Here is a 17,181-nt window from a genome sequence, read left to right on the forward strand (position 1 = left end):
TGAATAGTCATTGCATCCTCCTTCATCATGCGGCCGGACGCGGACGCTGGGCGTCATAGCGCTGCATGAAACGTGGAGACATCGAACGCAGCCGCTCATCGTCAATGCGGCCCGCACGGGTGATGTAACTGTAGGCGAAATCGATCGGCGACAGGCGCATGTGCTTCGGGAAATCGGCATACCATGCGGCACTTTCGCGTGCCGCCCGCACCAGCTTCTCCACGACCGGCTGCCGCTCGGCCTGATAGCGCTGGAACGCATCGCGCAGATCGTCCGGATGTGCTTCGAGCGCTTTCACCAGCGCCAGAACGTCCTCCAGGGCGAGCCGTGTGCCGGACCCAATGGAATAGTGGGCGGTGTGCAACGCATCGCCGATCAGCACCATGTTGCGATACGACCAGCGCCCGTTCCAGATCCAGGGGAAATTCCGCCAGCTTGACTTGTTGGCGACAAGCGGGTGACCATCCAGGGTCTCGGCAAAGATCCGTTCGCACCGCGCCTTCATTTCGTCTGGGCCAAGGTGATCGAAACCCGCCTTTTGCCAACTTGCACGATCGCACTCGACGATGAACGTGCTCATCGTCGGCGAATAGCGGTAGTGATGGGCATTAAACGTGCCGAATTCCGTTTCGACGAAGGTCTGCGTGAGCGTCTCGAAGCGCTTGGTGGTGCCGAACCAGGCGAACTTCTCATCGAGGTAGGAAAGCGACGTCTGGAAATCTCCCTCGAAGGAACGGCGAACCAGCGAATTGACGCCGTCGGCGGCAACGATGAGATCGTACTCCCCAAGCTCGGCGACGGAATGCAGTGCGGCGCCGAACGAAAGTTCGACGCCTGCGGCACGCGCCCTCTCCGTCAGCAGAATGATGAGATCGAGGCGGCTGATGGCCGAAAACCCTACGCCATCAAGCGCGATACTTTCGCCCTGGTGGACGAGCGTGATGTCCGACCATGTTTCCATGCGTGCTGCGATGAGGTCCGCGGTCTGCGGGTCGTCGGCACGCAGGAAGTCCATCGCCCTCGCGGAAAAGACGACGCCGAACCCGAAGGTAGCGCCTTCCGGGTTCTGTTCGAACACCCTGACGGTGTCGGCCGGATGCCGGGTTTTCCAGAGATAAGCGAAATAGAGCCCTCCCGGCCCTCCGCCAATGATCGCGACGCGTTTCATGCGCATCCTCCCTCACGCAATTGCTTTTCATCAATCTAGCGCATATTACGCATAGTGCAATACATTTTACAAGGCGCAACGATATGAAAGCATTTGCAACGGAATTCACGGTAGAATGGGGCGACTGCGACGAGGCAGGCATCGTGTTCTATCCAAATTATTTCTACTGGCTGGACTGCACGTTTCAGCGGCTCCTTCGCTCGCGAGGACTGGGCCAACGGCAGAATCAAACCGAATTCGGGGCCGTGACGCCGCTCATCGATGTGGGCCTGCAGTTTCGGGCACCGGTTCGCTACGACGAGACGATCCGCATAGAAGCCGAGATCACCGAATGGCAGGAGCGCAGGTTCCGTATCACCTATCGAATTTTTTCCGGTGAAAAGATCGTCGCGGAGGGCTATGAGCTTCGTGCATGGGCAACCATTACGGCTGAAGGCCTGAAGGGAGCGGCCATACCGGATGAATTCAGGGGACGGATGCGATGAGCGACCACGAGGATGCCGAAAGCGAGCTTACGGGAAACGGCAATGCCCGCGGCGGCATACAGGCGCTCGACGCGGCCCTGGTCGTCCTGCGCGCACTTGCGGATTTCGACGGACCGGCCGCACTGATTGACATTGCGCGGGCGGTATCCATGCCTTCGAGCAAGGTTCATCGCTATCTCGCAAGCTTTATCCATGCCGGATTTGTCAGGCAGGCCGCACGGTCGGGACGCTATGAACTGGGACCGTTTGCGGCCTCCCTCGGCATCGCAGCTCTCGGCCGAAGCGATTTCGTCAATCAGGCCGCAGACGCGCTGCCGGATCTGGTCGACCAGACGGGCCTCACCGTATTGCTGACCGTATGGGGCAGCCAGGGAGCAACCGTTATAAGATGGTGCCGGGCACCGAGCCCGATGGTCACATCGTTCGGCCTCGGCAGCAGTCTGCCGCTTCTGACCTCGTCGAGCGGAAGGGTTTTTCTTGCCTATCTGCCACGGCACGTTACTGCCGCCCGCCTCTATCTCGAAGTCGAACGGGCGATGGAGGTCGGCCTGTCCTGGCCCGATCTCGACCTGAGCGGCGCAAGTATCGATCGATTGGTGGACACCATTCGCGCAGACGGCTTTGCGGCCATAGACGGACGCTACGTCCCCGGCCTCAGGGCGGTGGCAGCACCGATTACCAACTGGCAGGGCGAGGCTGAGGCTGCCGTCACCCTGATCAGCACCTCCGACCAGATCCTGTCGGCAGACAATCCCGCAGTCCGCCAGCTTCTGGATTTTACCGCGGCGATATCCAGTCGCCGACAATGGACCTCAGCGAAGGCGTAGAGGTCCCAGCAATAATATCGCGACGACCGTTTCAAGGCGAAAATCCGGTGGTGCGTCCAGACCAGAACGACGGATCTTCGGTTTTGCCGTCAAAGACAAGACGGCGCGCACCGCGTCCCGTCAGCCATCGGAGCAAGTCGGCAATACGCCCCGAGATCACCTGTCCGCCTGAGCCGACCCTGATGAAACCGGACCGATCCGTCGGCTTCAGCGTGCACGAAAACTGGCCGCCATGCGCCGCAAGCTCCTCCGCGACATCTCGAAGAAGCCGATCCGCGATCTCCGGCGGAAAATCGAGGAACGAGGCGCCGTTGTCGAGATCCACGGCGCACAGCCATATCGCGCGCGCCCGCAACCAGGGCGTATCGCCGATATCGACGACGTCGCCGGCAAGGGATTTCACCCGCGACCGCCATCCCCGCTCATCAAGATCCCGCCATTCCACATTAAGATGCACTTCCGAATGTTTGAAAAGATATCGCAAGGCGTGGTCCGGCAAGGTCGCGCCGAAGATGACGTCTTCGTTCTGTGCTTCCGGCTCCTCCAGCGTCTCTTCATGCTTTCCCAGGCGGGCGGCCTCGACCAGCCGCGCGAGCGCGCGCGCCTGGAAACCGACAGATGCGATGACATGCCTTCTGGTCCAGCCGGGTACGAGTGACGGACGATCGAGCGCTTCGTCCGACAGCTCGTTCAGCTGTCGCGCGAAATAGGCCGTGCCCAATCGCGCCCACTGCAGCTCGGACGCCGGCGCCGAAAGCGAATCATACCGGGCGCCCTTCCCCAGCCGTTCGCGCAGCGCCTCCCGGGCATCGATCTCGCCAGAAGACATCATTCTATCCCTCCAACCGCCTCAGCGGTCCCGCTCCTCCACATGGGTTCGCGCGAAGTGAAGCCGTTCGATGATGGGGGCATCCGAAAAGCGGAAAAGATCGAACTGGCTCTCCGCCTGGAGGGACCATTGCACCCAGGACGGCACCACGAACATGTCGCCCTTGTCCAGACGGTGTTCTGTTCCGTTGAGCACGACGGCCCCCCTGCCATCGAACACCTGGAACACGGACGACCCCACTTCGCGTCGCCCCGGGGTGACGGTTCCGCCACGCAGGCGGTGGAATTCCGCCCTGATCGTCGGCATGACATCGCCGCCGGTCGTCGGGTTGACGTATCGCACCGCCGCGTGCCCCTGTTCCACGGTCGCGGGCTGCCCTTCCTCCTCCAGCAGAAGCTGTTCGGTCAGCGCCCGATCGGTATGTTCCCAGCGATAGGCGCCGATCGGAGAGGAAACGGTCGCCCCGAGCCCCGAGAGCGGTCGCAGACCCGGATGGCACCAGAGCCGTTCGCCCCTTGAAAATCTTGGCGTCGCATAGTCGGTGACGCGATCAGAACCAAATTCGAAGAAGCCGACATCGTTCTGATAGGAAAACGGTATGTCCAGGCCGTCGATCCAGGCCATGGGGTGATCCGTATCATTGTGATGGCCATGGAAATGCCAGCCCGGCGTCAGGAGGAAATCGCCCCGGCTCATGCGCACGGGATCACCGTTCACCACGGTCCATACGCCCTCGCCCTCGACCACGAAGCGGAAAGCGTTCTGCGCGTGACGGTGTTCCGGAGCCGTTTCTCGCGGCCCGAGATATTGGATTGCGGCCCAAAGCGTCGGGCTGATATAGGCCCGCCCGCCAAGGCCGGGATTGGCCAGGCCAATCGCCCGGCGCTCTCCGCCACGCCCGACGGGAACCAGATCGCCCGAGCGTTTCGCCAGAGGATACAGCCTGGACCATTTCCACACATGCGGCACCGCTTTGGGATTGGGCACCACCGGCATCAAATCGTCTATCTGCGTCCAAAGCGGCTTGAGATGCTCGGCCTCGAAATCCGAATAGAGCTGCCGCAACTCCTCTGTGTCCTCCGGTACCATCATGTTGCTTTTCTTGTCGCTCTGCATTTGCTCCTCAACCTTCCAACTCGCCTTCACGGCTGGATGCTCCGCACGTCAACCGCGCACCAGGAACATCCACGGTGACATGACGGACTTCCAGCCAACATATTACGTATTATGGAATCAATTTTATCTTATGCAATAAATTTATGAGGGCACTGCATTCTATTTTGAAGCGCGACCGCGAATTCGTCTCGACGCACGCGCATGCGCCTGGAACGGCGCCCGATCCCGGCAAACCACGAAACGATCGACAAGCTCACATAGGCAGCCCCGCAAATCGCGACTCAGCATGAACGCATAAAATCGGCATGACGCATTTGCGTTGCCTCGAGCAAATACTTGCATTTTGCAATTAAATGATGAATTTTAAGAAGCCGATCCGCATACCGCAATGCCAACGATATGGTCAGTGCTCAACTGGCAGCGAAGGATGTGAGATGACTGCAACTGTAGCCCTCTTTCTCGCGACCGTGCTTTTCTGGGGTTCGGGCGCCATTGTGACATCCCTCCAGGCAAGCGCGTCGGCTCCCGAGTTGTCGGTGGCGATCCGCATGCTTCTTGTTGGCTTAGGCATGCTCGGGTTTTCGATCGCCACCGGCAAACCGATCACGGTTGCCCGGGGCGACCGTCCTTGGGTGATGATGCAAGGCATATTGTTTTTCGGGCTTGCCTTCATCGCCTTCTATAAGGCGACGAAGGGTATCCCGAGCGGGATTGCAGCGTTGGTGCTGTCGAGTTCTTCGCTGTTTGCGGCCATTGCCAGTCGTTTGCTGTTGAATCTGCGCATAAGCCGCCGTGCGACGATCGGCATAGTCTGTGGTCTTCTGGGTCTTGGCATCGTGGCTGCCCCTCAGATCTTCGCACTGCATCTCAACCCGCAAACTCTGGCAGGGTTCGTCTGGGCAGGCATCGCGGCGGTGGCAACGGGCGCGGGGACGGCGATTGCTGCGCGTAACCAGCGGCGCGGCGTCCCAATCCCGGTACTCATGGGCTGGGGTGCGCTGTGTGGATGCGGCTTCGGCTTCGCTTGGGCCGTGACTGTCGGCACGTCTCTTACAATACCGATATCGGCGGGCTATCTGGCGCAGCTGGCCTACCTGGCAATCGTCGCTTCTTGTGTTACGTTTCTCATGTATTTCACGCTCATTGAGAAGGTCGGTCCTGCGCGAGCAGCCTACGCGCTAACCGTTGTTCCGATCGTTGCCATAACCATCTCCGTTATATTCGAGGGCCTGCACGTCGATACGCGTCTCGCCTTCGGCGGCGCGACAATCCTTCTTGGCAATATCCTTGTGCTCAATGCCTGACGCTGAGCAGTCAAGCATGCGTCCCGCGACGAGCCCCCTATCGGTGCTCGCCGGTCTGAGGGGCTTCAATAAGAAGCAATGATCTGAGCCCGCATTTGCCGGCCTATCGATCAGCACGGGCTGCGGATTGCGATCACGGCTTGAGTACCCTTCAACGCCCCCCAACCCGACAGTCCGGCAAAACGTTGGCTCAGCGAAGAATATCCCGCAAATCCGGATATCCAGTCCCCGCAAATTGCCTCCAATAAGATCGTCTGCATAAAATTTGTTCATGTCTAAATTACTTGCAAATAGCAATTGATTTCCTAGCAAATCTATGTTGTAGTTTAATCATAAGAGGTAATTCACATCACGATTACCCGTAAAACTAGAATCTAGGGAGATGTCCGAACCGCAACAATTTTGGAAGGCATATGGTCATGTATATGTCCTCGACACCGATCGAATCTGAGGTCGTCTTCTCCGGCCGCCGCTCGGCGACCTACCGTGATGCACTCCATCTCTTTCCCGATGCCTGGCTAGACGACATTGCCGCCATGCGCAGCTTCCTGCGACCGATCGGCGGCCGACGCGTCCTGGAGATCGGCGCCGGCAATGGTCATTTCAGCCGCGCGATTGCCGAGGACGTCGGCCCCGCCGGCTTGCTGGTCGCGACCGACCCATCCACCGAGCAGCTTGAAGACCTCGAGGTCGAAAGTGGTGGCCGGATCAAGGTTTTCGGCCAGGCGGCACACATGCTCGACCTGCCGATCCGCGATTTCGATATGGCCTGGTCGCGTGGCGCCGTACACCATATTTCCGACAAGACCGCTGCCTGGAAGGCGATTGCAGCCCATATGCGGCCCGGCGGCAAGCTGGTGGTTGCCGACATCTTCGCCGGAACGCGGCTTGCCGCCTATTTCGATGATTTCATCGCGCTGAGCTGCTGTACCGGCCACGAAGTCTCGTTTCTCTCGCGGGAATTTGCGACAAGTCTGTGTGCCATGACAGGTTGGGACAAGCCTCAGTTTACCGATGTCACCACCCGCTGGCGCTTCGACACCAAAGCCGATCTCGGACATTTCCTGCGACTGTTGTTTTCCGCAACCGAGATCTTCAATGACGATGACTGTCTCATGGCGGCAGAGCGCCACCTTGACGTCGTCGGCGACGGCAATGGTATCGCCCTGCTTTGGCCGATGACAGTCATGGAGACAACGCGGCTGCCAACAGCCAATTAAACACAGACGACCGATGCACGGGCGCCGGCACGGGATAAACCCGGCCGCGGTGTGGCCTGATGGGCGTCAGTTTCCGGAGATTGCCTCATGATATCGACCGTTGCCGACAGCGATTCCAAGGTGCCGCGCTCCGCGGTTCCCGTTGGTCCAGACAAGAAAGCATCGGCTTCGGCCGCCAGAGCTGTCCATAAAGTCGGCTACAACGGCAGACCGGGTGCCTTTGCCGACGTTGCCTGCAAGATGGCATTTCCTTCCGCCGATCGTATCGCCATGTCGAGCTTGGAGGCGACGATCGCCAGCGCCGTCCGTGGTGACGTCGACCGGATTCTCCTGCCATGCGAGAACAGTCTGGTGGGCCGAGTGCCTGACGTGCACCGCGTCGTCCCCGACAGCGGCCTGCATATCGTCGGCGAGCATTTTCAACGTGTCGAGCATTGCCTGATGGCACCAGCCGGCGCCACGCTCGCGAGTATCCGGCGGATCCGTTCGCATCCCGTGGCACTTGGTCAGGTCAGCCGGCTTATCGCCGCACTCGATCTCGAGGCCATTGCCGCTCCCACGACATCGCACGCCGCCGAGCTGGTGGCACACTGCGAGGATACAAGCGAGGCTGCGATCGCTTCAGATCTCGCCGCAAACCTCTACGGCCTGCATGTCCTCAAACGCAATGTCGAAGACGATCCGCATAATACGACGCGGTTCTATGTACTCTCAACCGAGCCGCAGGCAATCGAGCAAAGAACACAGCTTCTGACGACAATCGTCTTCCGTACCCAGAACCGGCCGGGCTGCCTCTACCACGCCATCGCCGGATTTGCCGAAAACGGCATCAACATGACCAAGATCGAAAGCTATCTCGTCGGCGGGCAATTCGTGCCGTCCCGCTTCCTCTGCGAATTCGAGGGCGATCCAGCCATGCCGGACGTGGCCGATGCGCTCGATATTCTCGCCCGCCATGCTCGGGAGCTGGTTGTGCTCGGTACCTTTCCGATGGCCAGCCGCCATCTGCGCAACCGCAGTGAGGAAAATCTCCGCTCCTGGGGAACCGAGCCTCCGGCCGCCTTTCGATGGTCCGATGGCCAACAGGAGGTCGAGCGATGACGACCGCGGTGAACCGCTCCGAACGCCATGGCGATCTTGCCGAGGCGGCAATCGCGAAATTGAAGCCGCATTTTGGTGATCGACTGACAACGGCTGCGGCCGTACGGGATCAGCATGGCCGTGACGTGAGCTGGCATCCCTCCTATCCGCCGGACGCGGTCATTTTTCCTGAAACGGTCGACGAGGTATCGCGTGTCGTCGCGACCTGCCACGCCTTTGACGTACCGGTGATCCCGTTTGGAACCGGCACGTCCTGTGAGGGGCATGTTGCCGCCCTCATGGGCGGAATATGTATCGATCTCTCACGCCTGGATCGAATTCTGACCGTTCAGCCGGACGACATGACGGCGACCGTGGAAGCCGGCGTGACCCGCAAGCGTCTCAATGCCGAACTGCGCGATACCGGCCTCTTCTTTCCCGTTGATCCCGGCGCCGACGCCTCGCTCGGCGGGATGGCCTCGACGCGCGCTTCGGGCACGAATGCCATGCGCTATGGCACGATGAAAGACAACGTCATTTCACTCGGTGTCGTTCTGCCCAATGGCGATCGAATCCGCACGGCAAGTCACGCTCGCAAGTCGGCCGCGGGATACGATCTGACCCGTCTCTGGGTGGGGTCGGAAGGCACGCTTGGCATCGTGACCGACGTAACCGTCAAACTGCATCCGATTCCAGACCATGTCGTTGCGATCTCGGCAAGTTTCTCCACCTTGGAACATGCTGTCGGTTTCGTGCTTGTTGCGACCAGGCTCACCGATACGCTGGCACGCATCGAACTTCTCGACGAACTGCAGGTCGAGGCCGTCAATCGCTATTCAAAACTCGCACTGCCGGTCGAGCCGACGCTTTTTATCGAGCTGCATGGCAGCCGTGGCGCAGTCGAGGCAGCCTTGCCTCTCATCGAAGAGGAGATACATGCCGCCGGAGCCAATCGGTTCGACATGGCCGTATCGGCAGAGGCAAGAAATAAACTGTGGCAGGCGCGTCATGATATCTGGTGGGCCAATCTTGCGCTGCGCCCAGGTGCAAGCGCGCTTCCGACCGATAGCTGCGTGCCGGTATCGCGGCTCGTGGAGGCCATACTTGCCGCCAAGGCCGACGTGCGAGACCTTGGCCTGGTTGCGCCGATATGCGGTCATGTCGGTGATGGCAATTTCCATCTTTGCGTGCTTTTCGACCCTGCTGATTCCGATGAACGGCAGCGCGTCGAGGCGCTAACCAAACGCCTCGCGGCCCGGGCCATCGCCCTGCAAGGAACGTCAACCGGCGAGCATGGGATAGGCCATGGCAAAATGGCGGCGCTTGTCGCCGAGCATGGCCCGGCCATCCGGGTGATGGCCGCGATCAAACGCGCCATCGACCCCCATAACATCATGAATCCAGGCAAGATTTTCAACCTCGCCGAGGCACCGCCTTTCAACTGAAAGAAATCCTGAGATCAGGGAGATACTGCAATATTCATGTCCAACAAGCCTGACCCGGCTTCGATTGCCGATTTCAGAACCGCCGCGCGGCGTGCCCTGCCGAAAATGGTCTTCGACTTCTTCGACGGCGGTGCCGGTTCGGAGCTGACGCTGCGCGAAAACCGCGCGGCGCTCGACCGAATCCGTCTCGTCGGCTCAGCGCCGGTCGATGTCGGTCATCGCTCGTCGGCTATCACGCTCTTCGGCAAGCCACTTACAATGCCGGTCATTATCGGACCCACCGGGCTTGCAGGTGCGGCATGGCCTGCAGGCGACCAGGCATTGGCTCGAGCTGCCGGGCGAACGGGCATTCCCTTTGTCATGAGCTCGGCAGCCAGCGCGACCATGGAAGCCGTGGCGGCCACCGGCGAAGGCAGAAGGTGGTTTCAGCTCTACCTGTTCCGCGACCGTGAAGTGAGCCTGAGACTACTCAAGCACGCCGAGACGCTGGGGTTCGAAGCGATCGAGATCACCGTCGACAATGCGGTTCCCGGCAGACGATTGCGCGATGCCCGCAATGGCTTTTCGCTGCCGTTCCGCTGGACACCGAGAAAACTCCTGAGCCTCGCCGCTCACCCCGCATGGGCATTGCGAATGGCCCGCGCCGGCGCGCCACGTCTGGAAGTCATGGCAGCCGAGTTCGACCTCAAATCCGCTCGCACAATTGCCGAGGTGATGGAACAGCAGCTCGACCCGACCGTCTCCTGGGACGATATCGCCTTCATCCGCGATCGCTGGAAGGGACCGTTGATCCTCAAGGGATTGCTCGATCCGAAGCAGGGTATCCGGGCAGCCGAACTCGGGCTTGACGGTATCGTCGTCAGCAATCACGGCGGCCGGCAACTCGATGGAGCCGTCGCGAGTATCGACATGCTGCCGGAATTCGTCAGTGCTGTCGGAAGCAAGCTCGCAATCCTGGTCGACAGCGGCTTTCGCAGCGGCACCGATATCGCCAAGGCGCTGGCGCTCGGGGCAACGGCCGTGCAGGTCGGACGTGCGACACTTTATGCGCTCGCGAGTGGTGGTGAGGATGCCGTGTTTCGGGCCCTCGCCATCATCGCCGCCGAACTCGACGTCGCCCAGGCAATGATGGGTGCGCCCGCCATTGCCGATCTCCGACCGTCTGGGCTTCGGCTTTCCCCGCGGCTGATGCACGCTGAACAAGTTCCGGTTCGCGACCCCATGTCTTCGCGCTCGCAGCCGCCATTTGCCGCCTGACCTGTCACTCAAAGACCCTTATGAGGAGATTGCCCGGTGAAACACAGAACCGCTTTAGCCCTGGCCCTGTCGGCCTTACTGCTGTCTCTTTCCACCACTGTCGCGACAGCAGCCGGCAAGACGGTGGCGCTGACCTATATCGTCGAACATCCGGCCATCGACGCCGCCCGCAAGGGGATCGTCGATGCACTCGCCGATGCCGGTTTCATCGATGGCAAGACCATCACGCTCGATGTTGCGAGCGCACAGGGCAGCATGCCGACACAGACGCAGATTGCCAAGACATTCGCGGGCAAATCGCCGGACCTGATCGTCGCCATCTCCACGCCATCGGCCCAGGCCTGCCAGGCCGCGGCCAAGGGAACAATTCCGATCGTGTTCTCCGCCGTCACGGACCCCGTTGCCGCCAAATTGGTCAAAAGCTTCACGCAGCCGGACGGCACGCTGACTGGCACGAGCGACAAGCAGCCATTGAACCTGACTTTCGAGTTGATCCGCAAGCTGACACCGACGGCAACGAAAGTCGGGGTCCTCTATAATGCCGGCGAGGCCAACTCCGTCGCGCAGGTGGCGGATATGAAAGCCGAGGCGGCGAAGCTTGGCATGAGTATCGTCGAGGCGACGGCTGCACAATCAGCCGCGGTGCCGGATGCGGCCCGCAGTCTCGTGGGCAAGGCCGACGTCATCCTTCTACCGACCGACAGCACGGTGGTTTCCGCCGTCGAAAGTGTCGTCAAAGTCGGCGTCGACGCAAAGATCCCGGTCTATGCCAGCGATACCAACTCGGTCGAACGCGGCGCGATGGCTGCCCTTGGGTTCAACTACTACAAGCTGGGACGGCTGACGGGCGAGATCGCAGCGAAAATACTGAACGGAGCAAAGCCGGGTGACATCCCCGTTGGGATACTGGACAGCGAGGACCTCTACCTGAATGCCGGCGCCGCCAAGAAGATGGGCGTAACCCTGTCCGAGGCGATGACCCAGAGCGCAGCAAAGGTGATCGCACAATGAGCCTGATCGCCCTTTCCGGCGCCTGCGAAGCTGGCCTGTTGTTTGCCCTCGTTGCCCTTGGCGTCTATCTCTCGTTCCGGGTGCTCGATTTTCCGGACCTGACCGTCGATGGTAGCTTCCCGCTCGGTGCGTCGGTCGCGGCTTCGGCGATTATGGCCGGCGTGCCGCCCATCGTCGCAACGCTCCTCGGATTTGCCGCGGGTGCCCTCGCGGGCTTTGTGACGGCGTTCTTGTCGGTGCGGTTGAAGATCATGAACCTGCTGGCCGGAATCCTGACCATGGTCGCGCTGTTTTCGATCAACCTGCGCGTCATGGGCAAACCGAATATATCGCTCTATGGCACAGACACCATATTCTCCTGGGTTGACGGGATCGCCGCGCTCGGGGTCTGGGCCAACACGGTATTGCTTCTCTGCATCCTATTGGCCGCAAAGGTTTCCGTCGATTGGTTCCTTGCCACTCAGATCGGGCTAGCCTTGCGCGCGACCGGCGCTAATCCGAGGATGGCTGAGGCGCAGGCCGTCGACAACGGCCGCATGGTCATGCTGGGCATGGCCTTCGCCAATGGCCTCGTCGGTCTTGCCGGAGCACTCTACGCCGAAAGTCAGGGCGTTGCCGATGTCTCGATGGGTATCGGCACGATCGTGACCGGTCTTGCAGCCGTCATCATCGGCGAGACAATCGTCGGTGCGGGATCAGTCGCGCGAGCCACGCTCGGCTGTATCCTCGGCGCATTGATCTATCGGCTCGTCATCGCACTGGCGCTCGACGGCGGCGTGATCGGCATCCAGGCACAGGATCTCAATCTGGTAACCGCAGTCGTGGTTGCCGTCGCCGTGATGATTTCGAAAGCACGGTTGAAGAAGCTGCCTTCCATCAAGCGCACTCGCCTGCCTGAGCCATCGAAAGCAGAAGGAGCGACGTCATGATGTTGAACCTCGACATGATCTCCGTCACGTTCAATCCGGGGACCGCTCTCGAAGTAGCCGCGCTGCGTGGCGTATCGCTCGCCATCCCCAAGGGTCAATTCGTAACCGTCATCGGCAGCAATGGCGCCGGAAAGTCGACGCTCCTTTCGGCCATCGCCGGCGCAATTGCGCCAGAGCGCGGCCAGATCATCATCGATGGCGTCGATGTTACGCGGTTGCCGACCCAGATGCGGGCGCGGTTCATCGGCCGCGTATTTCAGGACCCACGGATCGGCACCTGCGAGGCGCTTACCGTCGAAGAGAACCTTGCGCTCGCTTGCGCGCGCGCCGGGCGGCGCGGGCTGTCGCTTGCGCTCGGCGGGCGGATCGGGCGCGCGCGGTTCGAAGAACAGCTCGCCGGCCTTGGTCTCGGACTTGAAACGAAGCTCAGGGCGCGGATCGGCACGCTTTCCGGCGGTCAGCGACAGGCGGTGAGCCTGTTGATGGCGACATTGCTGCCAATGAAGCTACTTCTTCTCGATGAGCACACGGCGGCATTGGATCCCAAGGCGGCGGCGCGCATTCTTGCCCTCTCGGCGGACATCAGCGAACGTCAGCAGCTTACCACGCTGATGGTCACGCACAGCATGCGCCATGCCCTCGACTATGGCCAGCGCACCATCATGATGAATGGCGGACGGATCGTGCTCGACGTCGCCGGCGACGAGCGGGCCGGCTACGATGTGCCCGACCTGATCGCCCTTTTCGGAGCGGTAAGTGGCGGCGAGGTTTCCGAAGATCGGCTTCTGCTTGCTTGATTGCTTCCGCGACCGCGGTCACTTGTTTTCGGAACTATGTTGGAATAAATCTGCAATATGCAATTAAAAGACAATCAAGCTGATGATAAGGCGGCGGGGGAACGTGAGGATGGGACGGCGATCAAGCCGGCCTTTCGGCTCGACCGCTGGGTACCCTATCGAATGTTTCTGGTGGCAAGCAGCACCGCTGAATTGCTCGCCTCCTACTACGGGCCGCGATACGGCCTGTCCCAGGCGTCATGGCGAATTCTCGCCATCGCCGGCGGCCGCCCCGGGCTTTCGAGCAAGGAAATCTGCCATGCCGGAGCGCTCGATCAATTCGCCGTCAGCCGCGGTATTGCACAATTGGTCTCGCTGGGCTTTGCCCGGCGCAATGCCGGTGCCGGCGACCGCCGATTTTCGGCAGTCGAACTGACGCCCGAGGGCTACAAGGTGCTCGATGAGATCGTGTCCATTGGTCAGGCGATGGAAGCGCGTATTCTCGAAAGCCTATCGGAGCGTGAGCGCGAGACACTGCATGCCATGCTTGATCGCATCGAAGATGCTTGCGCCGGAGCGGTCGCTCGCGGCTGGCAGGCGGTGGTGGCAGACGGCAAAGCTGGAGGCTAATCCCCTATTCGGCCATATCCGCCGAGCACGATCACGCGGAGACCGGGAAGCCGGACAGATCGGCGATGGTCGAGTAGCGTTTGATTTCGCAAAAACCCCGCCGCTACTCTACCGCGATGGGTACCACGGTTCCAAATTGGCCAATGCGTGCCAGTTCTGCCTTATTGGTGAGGCTGTACATCACGACATCGATCGATGGGTCGTCGTTGCGAAAACCATGAAGCGCTCCCGGCGGCACGAAGGCGACATCACCCGACTGGAGAAGCCGCTCATTGCCTCCTTCGAGGCGGATTCTGACTTCGCCGGAGATCACGAAAAATAGGTGCCACCAGGAATGGCTATGCATGCCCATCTCTTCGGCGCAACGAATCCATTGATATTCCAATGCCATGCCATCAAACAATTCCGCATCTTCATGGGAAGAGCCGTGGGTGAGGCCTAACACATCCTCGGCCGTGTGACGCAGGTTCTGCCGCAAGGCATCGAGGCTGGCGGCGGTCCAAACTTTGGAAGGACGATTCGTCAGATTGGTCAGGCTGGCCTTCATGGCCAAATAGCTGCTTACAGTTCCGTCGACATGATCCACGTTATGGTCTCCGTCTATCTCAATAAACATCCGCAAGATGACCCTGCCGGATCATTCGATAACAATCTGGTTTTCCAAGGCCTCGGCAATTTGCAGAAGATCCGTCTTGAGAGAACGATAATCCCGATTGCTGGCCATGATATGACCAATGAAAGCGTGATTGTCGACAATCCTGTCGCTGACCGAAGCCCCGGGCTGCACGGAAAATGCAATCTCGTGGATCAAGCTTTCGCCTATCCGCATCGAGGTCGGTGGCAAGCGGCGCACGGTTCCGCTCTTTCGGGGGCGCAGCATGCGGATACCGCTATAGCGGATGGCTTCCGGCGCCTCGACTGATCGCATCAAAAGACCGCTTGCCCAATCCAGCCAGCGAATCCAGGGATCGAAGTCGGCAAAGGAAATCCACGCGAGGTCCCAGATATGCATGCCGGCGGGACGCATGTTAACCTCCACCGCGGACGTCATCCCCGACCCGCGCAGGAAGACTTCATTGTGATAGGCGCCGTGGGTGGTCGACGACAGTTGGCGCATGTGTTCTCCAGCCGCATCGATCGCCTGCCGCATGATCGGCGTCAGTGGCGCCGGCACGATCTGCTGTATTTCGGCGCGATGGCTGTCGTTCGTCGTCTCCTTCTCGGTGATCCAAGATGCACCGGCCACGTAGTCCCAACTGTATTCCGTCGCATCCGTCACCAGCTCCTCGACGATGATGCCATCGGTCGCGTAGCGGGCAATGTTGGGCCAGATGGTTGCGCACTCCGCCAGACTATGCACGACGAAACAGCCGCGACTGGCTCCCTCCCGCATTGGTTTGACGAAGGCCTTGCCTCCCATCTGCCGCGTCCCGTCGATAAAGCCCTCGAGGTCATTGACGCACCGATGCCCGACGGGACGATACCGGGGCGGATGGGACGCCTCCTGGTCCAATCGACGGAAAACTTGCTTGTCGATTCCCACCCGTGCTTCCGCCAGGGACGGACCGGGTAGGCGGAAAGCCTCGCAAAGCTTTGCGCCGAGCAGGATGCCCCGATCGGAAAACGGCAGGATGCCGATCGGCACCAGATCGTCTGCGGCGAGACGATGCGCCACCCGCGCAAAGCTTTCGTCAAGCGAGGTTTCCGCAAGCGAGGTGACAATTGTTTGGTCGGCCGCTTCGCTGTCCAGGCTGCTTGCCACTTCCGCAATGAGAACCAGACCGGCTCCATGCCGCTTCTTCGCCAGTTGGCGAAGACGCACGACATCGTAGACCCGCGTATTATTGTAGCCGACAACGACGAAGACTTGCATGGGCATAGATCTCAATCGAAGGCGCGCAATTGACGGCGGGTGAGCAGCCACCAGGTCAAGGTGAAGACAATGCCCATACCGGCGACGAGCATGGAACTATAGGGCAAGGGGATGGACCGCATCAGACCGACCGTGAGCGCCGCGCCGAGCCCGATGCAGATCTCCTTGATGAACATCGCCTTCTGCTTGACCGAATAGTAATCGATATGGCCGAAGGCGCATTCCGCCACCGAAACCAATAGCACCCAGATCGAGGCGCCAACCAGCGTATGAACATGGAAGAGATCGGGGAAGGCAAGCAAGGCAAAGCCGACGAACACGAAGGCGAAGATCGTCGCCATGCGGAAGCGGCCCATTTTTTCAATGAGCTTGAGGGTCGGCATCTGCCCCAGGACCACGACCGCGCTGTTCAGGATGATCATGAAACCATACCAGCCGGGCAGCGCCATGCCGGATTTCAGGATGGTCTGCGGCAGGACGGAGAAAACGCCGAACAGCATCATTCCCATGGCGGCGCCCACCAGCACCCAAGCCACGAATGTCGATGCCGATTGCCCCTCGAAGATCTTGACATGAATGATCGAGACATCGACGGAGCGCGGCAGGGCGATGAGCGCGCAGAACGCCACGAGGGCGGCCGCCCCCCAGAAAAACAGGTGCGGCGTGAGGATGGGAAGCATGATGATGATGCCGGCAACCAACGAGCCGACATTCATCGCCACGCGATTGTTGGCGGCTCCGCGCTTGGTCTGCGCCGCGACATTCTTGATAAGATAACCACTAACGGCGGCACCATAGGAAAACAGACAGGCGGCAGCCACCGATTGGGCAATCCCACCCTGGAGGGAGAGCAGAGCCGCGCCGGCCGCCATGAAAGCCAGCGATGTCACGAGTGAGCGGGCGCCAAGCGCGTTGAGCGTCAAAGGCAAAAGCACAAGTCCGAAACGATAGCCGAGCGCCAGCACGGTATTGGTGGTCGTGTCCAGCCAGACATTCGCCTCGCCCAGTACCGCAAACAGGGTCACCGCGGTAATCACGCGGATCATGATCAAATGGAGGTTTCGAGCAGCTCCATATCCGCCAGCGGGGGCGAGAGCTTCATTCTTGGAGATATCGGTCATTTGAAACTTTCCGCCGGTCCCGTAAAGCTTCTGGGAGCGGGCCGGCTCTCACTTTTATCGCTGTTCGTTTCTTGCAACGGGCCGAAATATTTGAAAACTAGCTTGAACAG

The 17,181-nt window shown here is 60.4% G+C and carries 17 protein-coding genes; 11 read left to right on the plus strand and 6 right to left on the minus strand.

Annotated features, from left to right (window positions below):
• Window positions 1–25: 25 nt before the first annotated feature.
• Window positions 26–1,168, minus strand: a complete 1,143-nt coding sequence (locus tag FHX11_RS16735; protein ID WP_184358794.1) for an FAD-dependent monooxygenase — start codon at window positions 1,166–1,168, stop codon at window positions 26–28.
• A gap of 83 nt (window positions 1,169–1,251) precedes the next feature.
• Between FHX11_RS16735 and FHX11_RS16740 the strand changes: the two genes are divergently transcribed.
• Entirely contained in the window at window positions 1,252–1,653 is a 402-nt protein-coding gene (locus FHX11_RS16740) for a thioesterase family protein (RefSeq protein ID WP_184358795.1), read from the plus strand.
• Window positions 1,650–2,480, plus strand: coding sequence for an IclR family transcriptional regulator (locus tag FHX11_RS16745; RefSeq protein WP_184358796.1), 831 nt, complete (start codon window positions 1,650–1,652; stop codon window positions 2,478–2,480). The genes FHX11_RS16740 and FHX11_RS16745 overlap by 4 nt, the downstream gene beginning before the upstream one ends.
• A 31-nt stretch (window positions 2,481–2,511) precedes the next feature.
• Here FHX11_RS16745 and FHX11_RS16750 read toward each other — a convergent pair whose 3' ends face one another.
• Both FHX11_RS16750 and FHX11_RS16755 read right to left on the minus strand, forming a co-directional pair.
• Window positions 2,512–3,312, minus strand: coding sequence for a maleylpyruvate isomerase N-terminal domain-containing protein (locus FHX11_RS16750; protein ID WP_210292492.1), 801 nt, complete (start codon window positions 3,310–3,312; stop codon window positions 2,512–2,514).
• 18 nt (window positions 3,313–3,330) lie between these two features.
• Window positions 3,331–4,398 (minus strand): cupin domain-containing protein, encoded by a 1,068-nt coding sequence (locus FHX11_RS16755; protein ID WP_348649720.1) that lies wholly within the window; start codon window positions 4,396–4,398, stop codon window positions 3,331–3,333.
• Between the two features lie 461 nt (window positions 4,399–4,859).
• On the opposite strand from FHX11_RS16755, the gene FHX11_RS16760 reads away from it, so the two are divergent.
• The 9 genes from FHX11_RS16760 (at window position 4,860) to FHX11_RS16800 (ending at window position 14,077) form a co-directional block, all read left to right on the plus strand.
• A complete protein-coding gene (locus FHX11_RS16760; protein ID WP_184358798.1) occupies window positions 4,860–5,729 on the plus strand; it encodes a DMT family transporter in 870 nt (289 codons plus the stop codon).
• Between the two features lie 413 nt (window positions 5,730–6,142).
• Window positions 6,143–6,949, plus strand: a complete 807-nt coding sequence (locus tag FHX11_RS16765) for a class I SAM-dependent methyltransferase (RefSeq protein WP_184358799.1) — start codon at window positions 6,143–6,145, stop codon at window positions 6,947–6,949.
• 87 nt (window positions 6,950–7,036) lie between these two features.
• Window positions 7,037–8,050, plus strand: coding sequence for a prephenate dehydratase domain-containing protein (locus FHX11_RS16770; RefSeq protein WP_184358800.1), 1,014 nt, complete (start codon window positions 7,037–7,039; stop codon window positions 8,048–8,050).
• A 59-nt stretch (window positions 8,051–8,109) separates the two neighbouring features.
• Entirely contained in the window at window positions 8,110–9,474 is a 1,365-nt protein-coding gene (locus FHX11_RS16775) for an FAD-linked oxidase C-terminal domain-containing protein (RefSeq protein ID WP_246781047.1), read from the plus strand.
• A 36-nt stretch (window positions 9,475–9,510) separates the two neighbouring features.
• Complete coding sequence (locus FHX11_RS16780) at window positions 9,511–10,731, plus strand: alpha-hydroxy acid oxidase (protein ID WP_184358802.1); 1,221 nt, start codon at window positions 9,511–9,513, stop codon at window positions 10,729–10,731.
• Between the two features lie 36 nt (window positions 10,732–10,767).
• Window positions 10,768–11,742 (plus strand): ABC transporter substrate-binding protein, encoded by a 975-nt coding sequence (locus FHX11_RS16785; RefSeq protein ID WP_348649712.1) that lies wholly within the window; start codon window positions 10,768–10,770, stop codon window positions 11,740–11,742.
• Entirely contained in the window at window positions 11,739–12,671 is a 933-nt protein-coding gene (locus tag FHX11_RS16790) for an ABC transporter permease (RefSeq protein ID WP_184358803.1), read from the plus strand. The genes FHX11_RS16785 and FHX11_RS16790 overlap by 4 nt, the downstream gene beginning before the upstream one ends.
• Complete coding sequence (locus tag FHX11_RS16795) at window positions 12,671–13,468, plus strand: ATP-binding cassette domain-containing protein (protein ID WP_184359391.1); 798 nt, start codon at window positions 12,671–12,673, stop codon at window positions 13,466–13,468. Before FHX11_RS16790 ends, FHX11_RS16795 begins: the two co-directional genes overlap by 1 nt.
• Window positions 13,469–13,525: 57 nt before the next feature.
• Window positions 13,526–14,077 carry a MarR family transcriptional regulator gene (locus FHX11_RS16800; RefSeq protein WP_184358804.1) on the plus strand — a complete coding sequence of 184 codons (552 nt, stop codon included), beginning with the start codon at window positions 13,526–13,528 and terminating at the stop codon, window positions 14,075–14,077.
• Window positions 14,078–14,180: 103 nt separating this feature from the next.
• Here the strand turns inward: FHX11_RS16800 and FHX11_RS30135 are convergent, their stop codons facing one another.
• The 3 genes from FHX11_RS30135 to FHX11_RS16815 are packed head-to-tail and all read right to left on the minus strand — an operon-like array spanning window position 14,181 to window position 17,071.
• Window positions 14,181–14,663: a cupin domain-containing protein gene (locus FHX11_RS30135; RefSeq protein ID WP_184358805.1), complete on the minus strand. Its 483-nt coding sequence runs from the start codon at window positions 14,661–14,663 to the stop codon at window positions 14,181–14,183.
• A 51-nt stretch (window positions 14,664–14,714) separates the two neighbouring features.
• Entirely contained in the window at window positions 14,715–16,001 is a 1,287-nt protein-coding gene (locus FHX11_RS16810) for a biotin carboxylase (protein ID WP_184358806.1), read from the minus strand.
• Window positions 15,962–17,071 (minus strand): hypothetical protein, encoded by a 1,110-nt coding sequence (locus FHX11_RS16815; protein WP_184358807.1) that lies wholly within the window; start codon window positions 17,069–17,071, stop codon window positions 15,962–15,964. The genes FHX11_RS16810 and FHX11_RS16815 overlap by 40 nt, the downstream gene beginning before the upstream one ends.
• Window positions 17,072–17,181 lie beyond the last annotated feature (110 nt).

Source organism: Rhizobium sp. BK602, assembly GCF_014195095.1.
Taxonomy (GTDB): domain Bacteria; phylum Pseudomonadota; class Alphaproteobacteria; order Rhizobiales; family Rhizobiaceae; genus Rhizobium.